Here is a 16,806-nt window from a genome sequence, read left to right as displayed (position 1 = left end):
AGACACGTTTCGGGAAAAGCGAATGTCGCTCTCACTGCACAGTGGGCGCAAAGTAGCCGCAAGTAATCCGGACAAACCGGCGTCGTCGGCTTGAACCATTTTTATATATTTGGCCGTCTGTGGCGACGCCCTCAAACGCCCGATCGCGTCGCGTCGACTCGAAGGGGAGCATCCAATTCATCCGTCGAGAGGGCGACGTTTGATCTAGCCGAGTCGCGATCTGCGCAGCATGCCACAGGTTTGCGAACGCGCAGATAGAACTATTCAGAAACGGACCCTTCCGCAAAGGGTGGCCAGACTGGGTTAGAGCGACCTGACCGCGCCTTTGGTCACCTCGTTTCGTGCTTTCTTCGCAAGAGTGCCAAGCGAGCCGATCATGTTCAATGCGGCGCTCACCACGCCCTTGGCGAGGAGGGCCGGACGAATCTCCACACCAATGTCTCCGAGGTGCTGGCGCTGAAACTCCCAGAAACCCTTCTTCCTCTCTCGGCGAACCACGTCCTTGAGCCACTGTTCGCCCAACCCGCGATACATTTCTGCGGTCACTTCATCATAACGCTTTTTGAACTCATCCTGAGCGAGGAAGTTCCGGCCGTACTGCTCCATCATTAGGTAGTGCAAAAGCGGCCAGAAATTGAAATGGCTCGCAACGTCCGTAATGGAATCGGCCTGATAGCGGCTGAAAGTCAGAACCTGGTGCACGAACCCGAAGTCGCCGTCGGCGAGGAGTCGGAAGGCGATGTCAACGTCCTCAAAGAAGCGGTCTTCGGGAAAGAATGACGGTGCCCGCTTACGGATGGCCTCAGCTGCGTACAGGACGGTAGATGGACTCCCGAAAGGATAGGCCGTGCCAAGGAGCTGCCAACGACAGGCCTCCTTGCCAGGAAACGAAGATCGCTCGACCGGGACCCCGAAACAGTCAGGCTTGTTCCCGATCAAGCGATAGGCGCTCACCAGCACAATCTGGGGGTTGGACTCTGCTACTTGGACCATCTGCTGCAGGCAGTGCGGGTACATCCAGTCATCAGAGAGCAGCATCTTGCAATACTTCGCCCGTTCGTCGATTTCGTTGAGAACGAAATTAAAGTTCTTGGCTTGAGGCAAAAACTCCGGTGGACTCACCACTCGGACCCGCGCATCTTTGGTAGCGTAATCCCTTGCAATCTCGCCTGAACGATCGTTGCTGTGATTATCGCAAATGATGTACTCAAAATAAGAGTGCGACTGCCCTAGGACACTCTTGATACATTCCTCGAGATAAGGTTCGTCGTTGTAGACCGGAGTTACAACAGTTACGAACGGTTCGGGCATAAGCTTTTTTCCTCCTAGTACCTCGATTCCCGGAATCACAATTGGCTAACACGAAAATCCGCAAGAAATTCGAATCACCTTTAGATCTGCGGTCTCTTCATTGTCTTAGGAGCGACGGCGTTGACAAGGCGATCCGCCGGAGCTTTGGCCGGCATCCGCCGGTCCGGCGCTGCAAGGTCCAACAAGGCTTGCAACATCGTCAAGCGCTTACGAAGCGTTTGCTTGCGCCGGTCCGCAAGGTGCTGCGCCAGGCCTGGGATATCGGCGATGCGCATCGCGCCGAGCGGTTGATTAGAAACGGGGTTGCCTGGTGCAGCGAGGCGCCGGGCGCGGCGGGCAACATTGTCGGACTGCTCGACGAAATCAACACCGTCAAACAACTGCGACTGCCGAAGCAGTTCAGGCGGCGTTCGCTTGTGTACACCAGCATCAGAGAGAACGAACGGCACGAGCAGGTGCGTATGCGGCAACGGCAAGCGATAACGCGCTGCCGGCATGATCGAGACGGCCAAGCGCTTCCGGCGGCCGAAAACCTGCAAACAACTGCCGGCTCTCAAAGCCGCACTAAACGCCATCCAACTCCGCCTCCCTCCTTGAGCATCGGCATCAAGCAGCGTAGGCTTATCGTAGTGTAACGACCGCTTACCGAACTTCATCAACGAGCGGGACATTCCGGCAAAGAAACCTGATGTGCAAAGAATTGAGGAAAATGACAAAGGCAGCATTATACTGGCTTTTGCAGAATTTGTAGTAACCGTTCAGAGCGGCAGAAAATTGCACAATATGTGATGGGGTCTATCAAAATGGAGGTGCTCTGCGCGTGCGATAAACTTTACTTACCCCATGCTGCCACAATGCTGTGCTCATTACTTGAACACAACTCTATAACTAGAATACACTTTTTATACTATTCAATCAACCAGCACGAGTGCGCGAAACTGGCTGCTTTTGTTGGGAGCTACGGAAGCAAAATCTCGTTTTACGAAGTGCGAACTGCGGACTTCGACGGCCTGCGCGTTGATAAATGGGCCTCACCTGCCGTCTATTTCCGGCTACTAGCTCCAAAACTGTTGCCTGCTGATTTGCACAAGGTTCTTTACCTTGACTCCGACATTATTGTGAGGCGCTCCCTCGCGGACCTTTGGAATACAGATATCTCAGGCTACGCGCTAGCCGCAGTTCCCAATTTTGAGGACGACGCGCGAAAAATCCTCGGACTGCCGGACGGAACTAAGTATTTCAATTCGGGTGTTCTTCTGGTCAATTTGAAGTTTTGGAGGCAATACTATGTCGCCGAAAAAGCGATCGGCTTTGTCAGAGAAAATCCCGATAAGGCGACGTATTGGGATCAAGATGCATTAAATGCGACCTTGGTGAACAAATGGATAGAACTTCCATCTGAGTGGAATTGGCAGGTTTTGCCGTCAGATCCACGGCTTAGATTGGTCCCGGAGGCAGCTGTCGTTCATTTTGTTACTGCTGAAAAACCTTGGCATTGGTTCAGCGAGCATGCGCTCAAGGGCGAATATCATGGATATCGGCGGAAGACGCCTTGGCGGCAACTTGTGTCGGGGAGTGTTCCCTGGAAGGTCAGTCGCTTCCTTCGAGATTCGGCGAGAATAATAATGCCGCGTCGTCTCCGTACAATGCTGCGGACGTATGTCGGTTAGCTCGGGCCTCACAAAGAAAAGCCGATTCGGCGTGCCACTTGGGCTCAACTCGGGCCTACCAGTGCACGCGTGGAATCGGAATTGATGAAGTAATGGAAGTTTAGTGTGAACACATCAACTATGCGCCCAATGACGTTCTCCATGAGCTACTCGAAAGACCAAAGGGGCGATTGTCGCAATCATCGATGATGATTGCACGGTACCGGCCAACTGCCTTACGGCATTCGCCTCCATATTCGCTGCAAATGCCCGGGTCGCGGTTCCTTTCCGGCGAGCACGAACCAAGTTCGCGCAAGCGCGCCGTGTGTTGGCGGCGACAAACCGAAGATATACTTTGAGCGCAGCGATGTCTCCCATGCGGATGTGTTTGAACAGTGCAGCGCCGGTGCCTCGGATCAGCTTGCGCGACTCTTCTCCGTGTTTTCGCACACCGATATGGTCGACGCTTACCTCGGAAGCATTCACGATCTTGATGCCATCGCGCAATCTGGTTCGCCCCGAAGCGTAAGGCTGAACCAGCACCGAGCAACGGATCGAACTTGCCCACGCGAGCGAGCACATCGAACCGCTAGATTAGCGGTAATGCCCCAATCGCGGCCAAACGGTGGATAGCGACCCTGCCATACGAGTCCTGAGATTCGAATTTCTCAGTGAAACCTATATCCCTGACGGCTTGGCCAGACGTTCGCAACCGCATACCACCACGACCTCCGGGGGCGTCAGCGAAAATCGATGTCCGCGCTGGAATCCAGTCCGGTGCAACTCGACAGTCATCGTCGGTGAAGGCGATATATCGGCTTGCGCAAGCTCCGGGCCAAGGTTTCGACCTTGGGTGACACCTCGCGATGCTGTGCGGATGAGATGAACTGCAGGGAATTGTCGTTTAGGGAGACTATAGCAGCTTCCGTTTCGTTACCATTGCTTTGATCGATCACGATCAGCCGGTTGAAGCCCTCATTGACAAAAATCGTCTTAAGTTAGGGCAACAGAAACTCGAAGAGTACCTTGGTTCATGCGCATTCGAAATCGTGGTTATTCAAAGCAATATTCAAATACAAGCGAACCTGTAAACCATTTCGCGGGTCTTTACCCAGCTATTGATTGTATCTGAAATTACGAACGGCCGACCCTCAGTATCCTTAACGAACGTGCATTCACCAAAGACACAATCGTCGGACCTTCTCAAATTGACACTTTGCTAGACTTGAGGATACAGCAACTCGCCAGCAGACGCCAAGAAAAACCGTTAAGCTCGAAATTATGGAGCCGGGCAAAGCCGTCAATGACTAGGCAGATAATGAATGGAATTGCCACGCAAGATGATCCGCCGCTGATATCAGCGCTCGTTTGCACTTGCAGTCGCGATCGATCGGTGGCGAACACTGTATCGTCTATATTGGCAAATACGTATCCCAATTTTGAGTTGATTGTCGTAGATCAGAGCAAGGGCATCGAGACACAGGATGCTTTAACGCCATTCGCCGCCGATCGTCGCCTGACGTATTTGAAAAGTGCAACGATCGGCAAAGGTAATGCGCTTAATGTCGGTCTGAGGGAGACCAAAGGCGCGATTATCGCAATCACGGATGATGATTGTACGGTACCGGCCGATTGGCTTACGGCATTCGCTTCCATATTCGCTGCGAACGCCCGGATAGCGGTTGCTTTTTGCTGCGTTGAGGCCGGCGAGCACGATCGGGAGGCCGGCTTTGTTCCAGTTTACGTTCGTCCTGGCGAGAGACTGTTAACGTCGATGCATGACGCGCGAGACGTGCACGGTATGGGCGCTGGCATTGCAGTTCGTCGCAGCATGATTGAAGACATCGGCGGATTTGACCCAATGTTCGGTCCGGGATCACGGTTTCCATCAGGTGACGACCGCGACGTTGGGATCCGCGCGCTCGTTGCCGGTTATTACATCTATGAGACGTCATCAATCACGGTGAAACACTTCGGTTTTCGCACGTGGCAACAGGGCAAGTCGCTGGCACGCAGAGACTTCCTGGCCATAGGCGCGGCGTATTCGAAGTTGCTCAGGTGTGGGTACATCGGGCTCGCGTACATTCCGGCATGGGAGTTTGCCAAATACGCCCTGTGGCCGCCTATTCGGGACCTGCTTCATCTTCGCCAACCACAAGGACTAGTACGCATGTCGGCGTTCCTGGAGGGCTTTATAAAGGGATTGCGCACTCCACTTGATAGGACGACTTTGAGGTTCGTCGATAAGGAACAAGAAAGTTCGATCCCTCTGAAGGTTAGCAGCTCTGAAAGCTGATCCGGCTCGCATTTCCCCAAGCATCCTAGTCAGGTGGCAGCAACCGGCCACGGAACTGGCATTTAAAAAACGTGCCTCTGGCGTCCGAACTTGAGCGCCGCGAAGGCCCCGATTACGCGCAACCGCACTGAAGCGAAGCCGCACACTAGACGAAGATCGCGACTGCCCAACCTGTCCGCCAACCAGCCTTTCCCAGGGGCGTAGGAAAACGTTTGGGGTACGACGCCTGAAATACCGCTTGGGCACGGAAAACGCACAGGCGGGCAATTGTGGCCCTCCCGTAGCTATAGCAAATTAAAGGTATTTAAATACTCTTTTTATTCGCGATTTGTTCGTGACGAGGCCCTGAGCACCTGCCAGCGATCCCTAGCTGGGGTGTCTAACCCGGGGCGCACGATTCAAGTTCGGCTAAACGTTAATCACGTGGAGGATCGCCGGGGGTTCAGAAGGACATCACGTGATCGCAGAGACCGATGTCCTATGTTCACGAGTTTGAACTTGTGCCACGCTTCACAGCCCTTGATGTATTTTCGCATTAGTCTTCGCGCGTCGACGAGTTGCAAACCGGAGTACACATAATTGATAACATTTAGCGTCGCTAACCGAGAAAAACCTTCTGCGAAGAGCGACTGTTATTCTTAACGACAAGGCAAGCTTGCGTTCAATCTCCTTCCCAGCGTTTTTGTTGTCGAACCTTGGGCGACTTGATGCGGTTTTGGTACGATAAACAGTATACCTGATTTAATTCGGCTTATTGCAGATCAACATAGCTTGACAGTAATCGAGCAAGAAATGCGCACGTCTTGAACTTCGCGAATACCGCCCGAGACAATCAGCATGCCTGAGCAAAGCGATATGTTGGCGACGACCATTCTTACCATCGTCGGCATGGCTGTTCGAATGCTGCAATCTAATAAGGGCGCCTGGTTGGCCAAATTTGACCTCTCGCGGATTCGAACTGCACGCGCCTCAACAGCCGCATTATGCGAGATCTCGCGATGAACGAAACTCGCTCTGCAGCGATTCTCCTGCCTAACGCGAATTATTATGGGACGTTAGCAGCCATGCGCTCGTTGGGCCGAGCGGGGGTTAGGGTCATGACAGTAGATCCATTGAGGATCTGCCATGGCAGGTTTTCGCGCTACTCAAGTCAACATTTGATATGCCCTCCATATGAGAACTCCAGCGCTTGGGCGGAGTGGTTATTAATGCAAGCGCGAACCGGACCACGTCGAGCAATTTATGCGACGAGTGACGCCGTATCTTTCGCTTTGGCTCGTTATCGCGACGAGTTGAGCGCCGACTTCGACCTTTATCAGCCGAGCCTCGAGACCATCATGAGCATCCTCGACAAAGGACTCCTCATGCAAAATGCGCAGGCGGTCGGAATTGAGACCCCCCCGACATGGTTCCCAGAAAATAGTACAGAAGCAGCGAGACTGGCCAAAGACGCGGGTAGAACTGTATTGATCAAACCCCGCTCACAGCTTGCGCAGCGAACGGGTACTAAAGGGACTGTGGTCAAAAGCTGTGACCAGCCCGTGCAAGCGATATTTGATAGTTACATGAGGGATTATGCGGCCGACACTGAATTCGTCAAACAATCTTCTGTAGCCATGACGCCGCTCGTTCAGAAATACTACCCTGAAGCGATCAATAACGTTTATTCGCTTTCCGGTTTCCGTGAAAAAATCAGTGGTGGAATGGTTTTGCGCGCAGCCCGAAAGGTTCTGCAACAACCACGACGTATCGGAACAGGATTGGGTTTCGAACCGGCCCCAGTAGATCCGTTTCTCGCCGAACAGGCAAAGCGCTTGTGCGAGCGTATTGGGTACTACGGGGTCTTTGAGATGGAATTCATTCTTGCCGAAGGAAGGGCAATGCTGATTGATTTCAACGGGCGTTTTTATCACCAGATTGCGTTCGATGTTGCCCGTGGCCTGGAATCGCCGGCGCTAGCCTATGCTGCTGCTACGGGAAATCAGGCGGACGTAACTCGACTGATGGCAAGTGGCAACTCGAGAGAGCAGGAGGATGTCGCAGGTTTTTGTAACCGTTTCATACTTACCACGATGGTGAATATGCAGCGCATTTTCCGGACGATGTCATCTAACGATGCTGCGTGCTGGCTGCACTGGGCCAACGGATCGGACGGTCAAATGGTCGACGCCATTAAGGATCCTAATGACGCGCTACCCGCCTTTGTCGACGTCGGGCAAAATCTAATCCACTTTCTACGGCATCCTCGCGCGTTTTTTAAACAGTATGCATTGGAACGTGTGCAAGCTCGTGTGGAACGCGCTTGATTTCGCCAACCAGTAAGCCTGCTCATCAATATTCTCGTTGAATTTTGCTTCATTAAAGTCGAGACGAAGGTGATTGTCAGGATGAAATCAAGGACCGATGTTGCGATTGTTGGAGCGGGTCCGTATGGGCTGTCGTTGGCTGCTCACCTCCGTGCGCGGGGGGTAAAATATCGTATCTTCGGCGAGCCAATGCGCTTCTGGCTCAATATGCCGATCGGCATCAATCTCAAATCGTTGGCGTTTGCAACGAACATCTATGTACCAAAGTATGGCCACTCGTTTCCTCATTGGTGCCGGCAGCATGGGCTTGAGGACTTTGAACCGTGTACGATGCAGAGTTTTTCCGCTTATGGCTTAGAGATGCAGAAACGGTTTGTGCCGGATGTGGAAGAAGTTCTGGTCACCAACGTTAGCTTGCGGCCAGATGGATTTGAACTGGCACTGTCATCGGGCGAGCATCTGCACTCCCGCAAAGTGGTGGTTTGTACCGGTCTTTCAGGATTGGCTCAGATCCCCGATGTATTGCGAGAGCTGCAGTCGGACCGCATGCGGCATACTTTCGATATATCGGATTATAGCGAATTTCGAAACAAGACCGTGGCGGTCATCGGAGCCGGTTCATCTGCTATCGAGGCCGGCGCTCTGGTGCAAGAGGCCGGGGGTAGCAGTGAAGTCTTTGTTCGCGGCCAGGAAGCCATCTTCCATGGTCGTACTCCGCGGGAGCGTCCTCTATGGGAGAGAATCAAGAATCCCATGACGGTGCTGGGTGCTGGGAGAAACAGCTGGATTCTTCAGCAACTTCCTCTGATCGTATACAGGCTTCCACGAGAACGACGTACGCGTTTCGTCAAACGTCATTTTGGGCCTGCGTCACCGTGGTGGATCAAAGATCGTGTACTAGGGAAGGTGCCGATCCATGTGCGCCACGAGGTGGTTGAGGCCGGCAACGCTGGTCAACGCGTGCAGCTCAAGTTGAGGGACGGGGAAGGTAGTCTAAGGAATGTGGAGGTAGATTTTGTCATCGCGGGCACTGGCTACGACGCCAATGTAACTCGCCTCAAGTTTCTCACTCCGGAAATATTAGATCGGATCGATTGTATCGAGGGAGCGCCCACTCTTAGTGCTGATTTCGAATCTTCTGTCCCGGGTCTCCATTTTACGGGTCCGCTGTCATTCATGTGCTTTGGTCCGCTGTTCCGCTTCGTGACCGGAGCTGAGGTAACGTCGCGACGATTAGCTCGTCACCTTAGCTGACCTCGAAGGCGGCCGAGAATGAGGCGGGTACGCCCTTGGTTAGACCAATTTTCACTAGTCGCTTTCATGCGCTGCTGCAGATTCAAGTGACATATCTTCGCGTCGGTGGTTCAACAGCTCATCCTTCTCTTGCGTCGACAATGGCTTTGCGGCGTAGTACTGCAGGTTGGCCGCGAGATGTTGAGGGGTGCGCATCCCCAGTATGGTGACGGCGATTTTGTTGACGGCGAGCGAGAACTGAAGCGCCGCTTCGAGCGGTGAACGCTGCATCCCCTCGGCGAGCTGCCTGATCCGTAAAACGCGTGGCCACTTTGGTTCGATTGCACGTAGATCCGATTCGGATAGCGACGGTTTCATTGCGCCTGCACCGAAACACCCTCGCGCGATGACTCCACATTGACGCTCCGCAACTCTATCAAGCACGCCGTCCAACGCCTCCAGATCCATCAACCCGAAGGGCATTTGCAGGCTGGCAATCCCCTGCAAACCCAAGCAGTGAACAGCATCTTCAGCAGAGTCGAGTGCAATTCCATATTCGCGAATTTTACCCTCCACCTTCAGACGCGCGAGAAGTCCCAACGTATCCTGGAGCGTGGCACCGAGAAGTTCATCTCGCGGCGGGCTATGGATCTGGTACAGATCAATGTGGTCGGACTGCAGTCGCCGCAAAGATGCCTCTACGGCCTTTCTGATATGACCGGGAGAGAAATCCTGTGAAACCGTACCCGACAAAGCTTCAGGAATAGCATTGCGCCGTAAGCCGATTGCCCGGACAATGGGCTTTGCGAATGGCTTGATGAGTTGAATAAGTCTCTTCTGTCCTGGAAGGCAGTAGCCGCCCTTGGTGGCTATCAAAACCTTATCGCGCATTTTGCGAAAGGCCTTGCCAACAAGGATCTCGCTTTCACCTTGCGAGTACATGTCTGCGGTGTCGTAGAAATTTATCCCCGCGTCGTAGGCTGCCTCCAGCGTCCTCAGCGACGCGGCCCTACCGCCGTCTTCGGCAAGGAGCCCTCCGATACGCGCTCCGCCAAATCCAATCTCGGAAACACGCCACCCCGTTTTGCCAAACTCTCTGTAGCGCAATCCGTTCTCCGTTCACATGGCCTTCAGGTCACGGGCAAGGCGGTCTGCCGCGCGTGCGGCCAGCGCCATCACGGTCAGAGTGGGATTTTTCTCCACGCCGGTCGTGAAACAACCGGCATCGACAACCAGAACATTTGGGATTCCATGGAGCCGGTTAAAGCAGTCTGTTACGCCGAACTTGGGCGAAGTATGCATGCGGGTCGCCCCGCCATAGTGTTTTGCTGTTCCGGGAACAAGCGTCGGGACGATGTCCCTGATCGTCCCCCTATGCCCGGCATCTTGCATCAGTTGCATTAGGTGCTTGCGCGCTCTGACCATGTTGTTCAGGACGTTTTCATCGAAGCTGATGTGAACTTCAAGAGCGGGAAAACCAAATTGGTCTTTCTCCTCCTTCGCCGGACCGACATAGTACTTCTCTTCCGGCACCATTGTTCCGAAGACCTGTACTCCGAAATAAGTCGTCTTTCGTCCAACCCGGCTCTTTATTTTACCTATTGTTCCGAACGCGCCGAGCGTCCACGACGAAGCAAGTAGTGGATCCGACGAGGCATGGGGGAGGCGAGTTAAATAGGCAGGCGGCGATAATGAAGTAAGTGGGGCGTCTACATCAACTGCCCACCACTCACGGGGGTGATCGTGAAGATATTTACCGAGCAGGCCGGCGCCGTTACCCATGCCGTTTGGATGATCGCTGCTAGTTGAATTGAACAGCAGCTTGGGAGAATTCATCGGTCCGCACGCCACAATAAATGAGTTCGCTCTTATGCGATGATGCGCCGCGGTCTGCTGGTCGCAATAGATAGCGGCAACAGCCTTTTTTTTCGTTCCATCCCATTCCAGCCTTAATGCGTGGGCTTTTGTTATCAGCTTGAAACCGGGCTCCCCGCGAAGTATCGCAAGTAATTTCGAGTAGCTGTTGAATGAGGTGCCGCGCCGCAGGAAGAGAAATGGCGGCCCGTCGGCAAGGGGCATTGTCGTGAAACCTTGTCCAATTTTCAGCGCGGCCCGCCGAACGGACTGCCAATCTTCCGGCAACTTGTGTCTATAGTCACAATAGCCGGCGGGCAGATTTGGGACATCACTGGGGTCCGCGGTGACCTGCATTGTCCTTTCGGCAATTTCGTAGAACGGGGCGAGATCGTGGTAGTTAACCGGCCAGCGGTATTTTTCGTGAACCTGCTCACCCGCAGTGAAATCTTCTGCGCAGAAGCGTGGAACGGCACCCGTCCACTGATTTGAAAGACCTCCCAGGGCGTAGTTGTATTCGAGGTTGGTCTGTGGGTCACCGGTGACGACGAACCCGGTCGGCTTCGTCATTTGCGGAAGATGTCGATAGAGGTTTCTTCCGGCCATCCTGACGAGCGTGCCGCGTTGTATGTCGGCGCCGGTTTCCAGCATCGTTACTGGAATGCCGTTACGCACCAGCTGATACGCCGCCATCGCGCCTGCTGGTCCGCTGCCTACAATAATGACGCGGCGATCATCATCCATACGATACTCGAAACCTTTTCAGCGTTGCCTGTCTAACCTCTTTCGGTCGAGGCGGGAATGCTTTGTTCGATGCTGGGTGGGGACCCATCATGGTTAATTGCCGCAAGATGGATCCATGATGAATTACCATGCGAGCGTTGAGCTGCCCCAGGGCCGGCGATCCCGTTCACTATTAGAACGACATTTTATTGACTTTGGCGTGAGATATTGAAAAAAATAGTTTCCAATTATTAGAAATATAGCGGTCAAATGCAGGCGGCTGGCTTGGGGAGCAGAACTTCAAAGCCGAAGCGGCCTGAAAACAGCAAGTGTGGCGGATGCATTTAGAAAAACGAATTCTTGTCACCGGCGGCGCGGGTTTCCTTGGTTCTCACTTATGCGAGCGGCTGATCAAGGAGGGGGCACAGGTACTCTGCGTCGACAACTTTTTTACCGGCGCACGCAGGAACGTGGAGTCGCTGCTCGAGCACAAGAATTTTGAGCTGATCCGCCACGACGTCACGTTTCCACTATACGTCGAGGTCGATGAAATCTACAATCTCGCATGTCCGGCGTCGCCCGTGCACTACCAGCACGATCCGGTGCAGACGATCAAGACCAGCGTGCACGGCGCGATCAACATGCTTGGCCTCGCCAAGCGCGTAAATGCCAAGATATTGCAGGCTTCAACGTCAGAGGTCTATGGTGATCCGAGCGTTCATCCTCAGACCGAGGAATATTGGGGCAACGTCAATCCGATCGGAATACGAGCCTGTTATGACGAAGGCAAGCGCTGCGCGGAGAGCTTGTTCTTCGCTTATCGCCGCCAGAACAATTTAAACATCAAGGTCGCTCGCATCTTCAACACGTATGGACCGCGCATGCATCCCAATGATGGGCGCGTCGTTTCGAATTTCATTGTACAAGCCTTGCTTGGTCACAACATCACGATCTACGGCGACGGCGCTCAAACGCGATCTTTCTGCTACGTGGATGACCTAGTCGGAGGGCTAATAAGCCTAATGGGGACCACAAATGACGTCACGGGCCCAGTAAACATTGGCAATCCCGATGAGTTCTCGATTCTTGAGTTAGCATCATCCGTCGTCAGTCTGACCGGTTCATCCTCCCAGATTATCCACAAACCACTTCCCCAAGATGATCCGCGCCAGCGGCGTCCAGATATCTCCAAAGCCAAACAAGCGCTATCCTGGACGCCGCGGACGAAACTCAAGGAAGGTCTCGTCCAAACAATCGCATATTTTGAAAGCCTCCTGTCTGACCAGGACCTGCGTGCGTCCTTGAACGTTGACCAACCTTAGCTTGGTCGCGTGGATAAACTCGTTTTTCTGCGATATGTTGGTGTTAACGTCGCGCGATTGAGAATGTCGGAGAATTTGGCCAGCAGTAGCCTCGGGACTGAGTTTGACCGGCGCTGAATCTACGGTGTTGTAACTGTAGTCGCGCCGGCGGTTATGACGCTGGGTACCGCTCCTGCGCCTTGGATGATGTTGCGCAAGCCATAGGCGCTGGTCGCGGTGGTTATTGGACCCTGGATGGTGGTGTTGACCGTGGTGAGCCAGGTCATGAACTTGGTGGATTCGACCGAGAACGCATTCGAGACGTAGAGGATATCTTTGTTGCGCATTTCAAACGAGCTCGCCAGGAAATAGCCGGCAGGATCGCGCAGGTTGATCGTATAGATCACGGGAATGACGGGGCCTTCGTAGGGCCTGCAGTCGATCCCCATCGCTTCGGCGACGTCGCGCGCTTCACCGCGATAGAGGAACACGGAGGCAGGGTCAGCCTGGACATCGAGAAGACCGCCGGCCTTGCTGATCGCTTCCGCGAGCGAAAGCCGCCAGGTCCCAAATGGAACCTGCTGCTGCGTACCGACGGCACCGAAGCTCAGGAAGGTCTGTGGCTCCCGATACAAGTAGATTGTATCGTTGGGATGCACGTAAATATTGTTGGCTGACTCGTAAACGAGTGCCCCAAAGGGGGCAATCGCGCGCCGACCGTTTCGCTCCAGAATCACCCAGGTTTCCGCCCCGGCGGCCCCGGTCGCAGTCCCGGCGGTCGCCACCAACCCGGCTCGGCTGATGACGTCAAGCATACGCTCAGGGGTGGCGGTCGCTGGAATCCGCGCCGAGCGTCCTTCGCCCAGGATGCTGATCATGGACGTTTTCTGTTCGACCAAGGACACAACGACTTGTGGCTCGATCGCGCGGTTCTTGAGGGCAGTCACGATGGCGTCCTGCACTTCGACCTGGGTGCGTCCGTTCGCACGGACGGAGCCCGCGTAGGGGATCGAAATGTTGCCGTGGATATCGACGGCTTGATTGGGAATGGTAACAAAATTTCCCGGTCGCACTCCGCCCTCGGCAGGAATGAAGAGACCTCCTGAAGCGGCTTCGAAGATCGTGACGCCCAATATATCGCCGATCCCGAAAGTAATATCGCGCGGCCGCTGATTCTCCCTAAACGCAGTCAACCGCGGCAGGTTTCTGGATTGAACCTCGATGACTTTCGGGGTGACCTTGACGACTGCGTAGTTGACGCTCACCGGGTCGTGCTGGCCTGATAATATATCGGTGGCGGACGGACCGGTCACCGACATCCACCCGCAGCCGCCCAATGCGGCCATCAAAAAAAATGCTGGCACGCCCAACAGGACGCGAAAAATGCCCAAAGGTAGCCCCGATGTTTATCTTATTTCGAGCGAGACCTTACGTGAACCGACGGCAAGTGCGTAGTGCCGCAAGTCAAAGTTCTGGATTTCCGGGCATACTGTTGCAAGCATGCCACGAAATCGCGGCGAATGGGTAAGCTAATATGGCCTAGCGTAAATGATGGACTTAAAACGTCGGTGCCGCATGGTGCGGCGAATCCAGAAATGGGCGATGTGCTCGACAACGCAGGTCGAATCGCCGGGAGCTGCGACTATCGCCGGCCTCGGTCGTGCAGCCACCGGATCACGCCGCAGGTCGCGAGCACGCGAGTCTAGTTTATTACTTCATTATTTTCAATAGCTTAGCGGTGTCCTTTTGTTTCAAAAGTCCCGAAGCGCCCCAATGGATTGGCCGGTGCATCGCGTAACATACTTACACGCCGCCTGGTCGCGGCAGGCACGCAGTGAGTTCGTTCGGGGCTCACACGCTAGGTCTTTTGTCTCGGCACCGGAGTCAACGGATCCGTGCGGACAGTCCAATTATTTGCTCGACGGAAAGAAACGTGACCATCTCGGCATCTGCAACAGTGAGCGCTTAGCGACGCATCAAAAGGCGTACCCCATGGTAACGATCGTGGCAATGATCACCACGGTTACGAAATCGCGGCGGCCAGCCGGACTAGCATCAGGAACCGAGCGGGCTTGTAGTATGGCGAGAACAACAAGAGCAAATGCGGCAATGAAGGCTACTATGGTATGCATTTCCGTTCCCCATCGATTGCCAAACGGTAACGCCGCTTGCGCCCGGACGGAAGCGGCAACTCGCGCCGAATTCGTGATCTCAACCCGTTGCACTCGCCCGGCTTAATGGGCTTGGGTTGCGCTCGACCGAACGCAGGTATCCTTTCGAAAATGTGAAGCGGTGGGACATGTCGTCTGATTCACCCACAGCGTGTAAAATGTTTCCTGAAGCCCACTCACGCAGCGTTCAAATTGGCCCGATTTTTGCCAGTCGGGAGAACGATGCCGGTTGCTGAACCGGAATGGGGGACGGCAGACTAAACCATAAAGAGCTGCAATTGGGTAAGTAACGAGGTTGAGATGCGAAACATGGGTGATCCGAGTGATTTCTTTAACTTCGAGATCCGTAATTCCTTGAATATGATCAAAGCGACCCATATTCGGCTGCACCTGGTCGCGGGCACCTGCTCGACTGCTGGCTTGCTTGCCTCTCAGATTGAGCTTTATGACGTGTTGCTGGACGAGCTCTCCGAAATCCAGAGCAGTCTTTCAAACTATTCCGAATATGATCGTCGGACACTTCCGGCGTCCGGTCGCACGGCTTGAATGCCTGGAAGTTTCAAGAACGATCGTGCACCCTGTCGGCAGACGCCTCACCGGACTCTGAGATCTGCAGGTCATCTAGCTTGTGCCCCGAGCGGAGTGCCGCGGCAACCCATCGCGGTTGCTTGCCGCGTCCCGACCATGTCTCCAATGGTGCGATTGGATTGAAGTACTTCGGCAGAACCTTCGGATATTTGCGCCTTGGCCGATCTGCTCCCTGTTCTTCAACAGGTATCGCAATTTCCTTGATCTGCCCCATATGGCTTAGCTGCGCGAGTCTCTCTTCCAGCCTGCGCTTTTCCGCACGAATCTTCTCTGCGAGGATTTTCGACAGTTCTTCGTGTAGGTCCCAGAGTTCATCAAAATCCATACCGGTCAGATTTAATTTGCGCATCGTTGTTGATTCCGCCGCAATGCGATGGGCTTCAGGGTCTTCCAAAAACCAAACTTTTGCTTTTGCCCTCTACTAGACGAGGGATTGCAAAAATCGATCTGCGGAATTGAGAGACGCAAAATACCTGCAGCGTCTTTTCGCTTCGAGCGGAACCCTAGTGAGTTTTAGTTAAAATTGAAAGAAAAAACGATTAAAAAATTAAACCCCGTTTTTTACCGCTACCTTTTCAAGATTGGCGGGGACGATGCCACTTGCGGAGTTACGCGCGCTGTCGCCGGCGACGGTATAGGTCTTGGTGATTGCGTTTCCAGCAGAACTATCTGACAGGCTTAGCTAAACTCCTCGCTAACACGTGCTTGGGGAGGAAGCCTAATCAATCGGGAGGTTGCCCAAGCGCGCACATGCAAGGTTCACGACCGAATCAGAATCTTCACGAAATCGGCGTTCCGGAAATTGATGGGGGGCGCCCCGTCGTCTTGTTGGAAGACAGAGAGGAGCTGCGGAGCATGGTTGCACCCATAACATGCTGAAACAACATTGCGAGGAAATAGCCGATCTGTGCTCCTGCGCTTGCGATCCCGATTATGAGGATAATCGACGGGATACCAGTGATTTGCATCTGGCCGGCGATGATCGCAATAGCTGCAATAACGAATGTTGCAGGCGCCAACACGATGATTTTGAAGTGCCACGCCAACACGCCGCCAGCGACCAAGCTTACTGCCGAAAGCCAAATCATGACGTGATGCTCCATTCGGGAGCCAGCTTGTCCAGTGTAAGTGCGCGACTCCCGTCATCAAAGGTCCCATTCGACCCGTTAACAACTCGCTAAAATCGTACTGCTATCGATAGCAAGACATTCCAGTTGCCAGCGGCTCATCATGACATCCCAGTTCGCCGACTCGACCGGATGAATTAAATGCCGCACGAAGCATCGTTGCTGACTGGCCGCCTCACATTCAGAGGGGGTTGTCCTCCCAGGGAATGGAGGCGCATTGGGCCGTTTGTGGAGGGAATGGTAACCT

General features: G+C 54.0%; 15 protein-coding genes. 6 read left to right on the top strand and 9 right to left on the bottom strand.

The features are described 5' to 3' along the window. Positions 1–303 precede the first annotated feature (303 nt). Positions 304–1,311 carry a glycosyltransferase family 2 protein gene (locus BUA38_RS36145; protein WP_072825659.1) on the bottom strand — a complete coding sequence of 336 codons (1,008 nt, stop codon included), beginning with the start codon at positions 1,309–1,311 and terminating at the stop codon, positions 304–306. 80 nt (positions 1,312–1,391) lie between these two features. Continuing rightward, positions 1,392–1,886, bottom strand: a complete 495-nt coding sequence (locus BUA38_RS36140) for a hypothetical protein (RefSeq protein WP_156898900.1) — start codon at positions 1,884–1,886, stop codon at positions 1,392–1,394. Between the two features lie 228 nt (positions 1,887–2,114). On the opposite strand from BUA38_RS36140, the gene BUA38_RS36135 reads away from it, so the two are divergent. After that, complete coding sequence (locus BUA38_RS36135; RefSeq protein ID WP_172806149.1) at positions 2,115–2,981, top strand: glycosyltransferase family 8 protein; 867 nt, start codon at positions 2,115–2,117, stop codon at positions 2,979–2,981. Between the two features lie 114 nt (positions 2,982–3,095). On the opposite strand, the gene BUA38_RS37430 is transcribed toward BUA38_RS36135, so the two are convergent. Continuing rightward, complete coding sequence (locus tag BUA38_RS37430; protein ID WP_156898899.1) at positions 3,096–3,467, bottom strand: hypothetical protein; 372 nt, start codon at positions 3,465–3,467, stop codon at positions 3,096–3,098. Between the two features lie 796 nt (positions 3,468–4,263). On the opposite strand from BUA38_RS37430, the gene BUA38_RS36130 reads away from it, so the two are divergent. The 3 genes from BUA38_RS36130 (at position 4,264) to BUA38_RS36120 (ending at position 8,816) form a co-directional block, all read left to right on the top strand. Continuing rightward, complete coding sequence (locus BUA38_RS36130) at positions 4,264–5,256, top strand: glycosyltransferase (protein ID WP_083587907.1); 993 nt, start codon at positions 4,264–4,266, stop codon at positions 5,254–5,256. A gap of 1,208 nt (positions 5,257–6,464) precedes the next feature. Continuing rightward, entirely contained in the window at positions 6,465–7,562 is a 1,098-nt protein-coding gene (locus tag BUA38_RS36125; RefSeq protein ID WP_156898898.1) for a hypothetical protein, read from the top strand. A gap of 81 nt (positions 7,563–7,643) precedes the next feature. After that, positions 7,644–8,816, top strand: coding sequence for an NAD(P)-binding domain-containing protein (locus tag BUA38_RS36120; RefSeq protein WP_072826717.1), 1,173 nt, complete (start codon positions 7,644–7,646; stop codon positions 8,814–8,816). A gap of 54 nt (positions 8,817–8,870) precedes the next feature. Here the strand turns inward: BUA38_RS36120 and BUA38_RS36115 are convergent, their stop codons facing one another. Next, positions 8,871–9,902 (bottom strand): aldo/keto reductase, encoded by a 1,032-nt coding sequence (locus tag BUA38_RS36115; RefSeq protein ID WP_072825650.1) that lies wholly within the window; start codon positions 9,900–9,902, stop codon positions 8,871–8,873. A 12-nt stretch (positions 9,903–9,914) separates the two neighbouring features. Further along, positions 9,915–11,393: a GMC oxidoreductase gene (locus BUA38_RS36110; protein ID WP_072825645.1), complete on the bottom strand. Its 1,479-nt coding sequence runs from the start codon at positions 11,391–11,393 to the stop codon at positions 9,915–9,917. Between the two features lie 317 nt (positions 11,394–11,710). Between BUA38_RS36110 and BUA38_RS36105 the strand changes: the two genes are divergently transcribed. Then, complete coding sequence (locus tag BUA38_RS36105; protein WP_072826716.1) at positions 11,711–12,694, top strand: UDP-glucuronic acid decarboxylase family protein; 984 nt, start codon at positions 11,711–11,713, stop codon at positions 12,692–12,694. A gap of 119 nt (positions 12,695–12,813) precedes the next feature. Here BUA38_RS36105 and BUA38_RS36100 read toward each other — a convergent pair whose 3' ends face one another. Continuing rightward, positions 12,814–13,992 (bottom strand): polysaccharide biosynthesis/export family protein, encoded by a 1,179-nt coding sequence (locus BUA38_RS36100; protein ID WP_083588162.1) that lies wholly within the window; start codon positions 13,990–13,992, stop codon positions 12,814–12,816. A gap of 657 nt (positions 13,993–14,649) precedes the next feature. Then, positions 14,650–14,805, bottom strand: a complete 156-nt coding sequence (locus BUA38_RS37780) for a hypothetical protein (protein WP_172806148.1) — start codon at positions 14,803–14,805, stop codon at positions 14,650–14,652. A 348-nt stretch (positions 14,806–15,153) separates the two neighbouring features. On the opposite strand from BUA38_RS37780, the gene BUA38_RS36095 reads away from it, so the two are divergent. Next, the gene (locus BUA38_RS36095) at positions 15,154–15,390 is read left to right on the top strand and encodes a hypothetical protein (RefSeq protein WP_072825643.1); all 237 of its coding nucleotides are present in this window, start codon (positions 15,154–15,156) and stop codon (positions 15,388–15,390) included. A gap of 13 nt (positions 15,391–15,403) precedes the next feature. Here the strand turns inward: BUA38_RS36095 and BUA38_RS36090 are convergent, their stop codons facing one another. Next, positions 15,404–15,781, bottom strand: coding sequence for an H-NS family nucleoid-associated regulatory protein (locus BUA38_RS36090; protein ID WP_072825638.1), 378 nt, complete (start codon positions 15,779–15,781; stop codon positions 15,404–15,406). Positions 15,782–16,211: 430 nt separating this feature from the next. Next, positions 16,212–16,520 (bottom strand): hypothetical protein, encoded by a 309-nt coding sequence (locus BUA38_RS36085; protein WP_072825632.1) that lies wholly within the window; start codon positions 16,518–16,520, stop codon positions 16,212–16,214. Between the last annotated feature and the right edge of the window lie 286 nt (positions 16,521–16,806).

The organism is Bradyrhizobium erythrophlei, from assembly GCF_900142985.1.
Classification (GTDB): Bacteria; Pseudomonadota; Alphaproteobacteria; order Rhizobiales; family Xanthobacteraceae; genus Bradyrhizobium; species Bradyrhizobium erythrophlei_B.
Note: the sequence above shows the minus strand (reverse complement) of the source record. Positions and strands in the feature narration are given on the sequence as shown.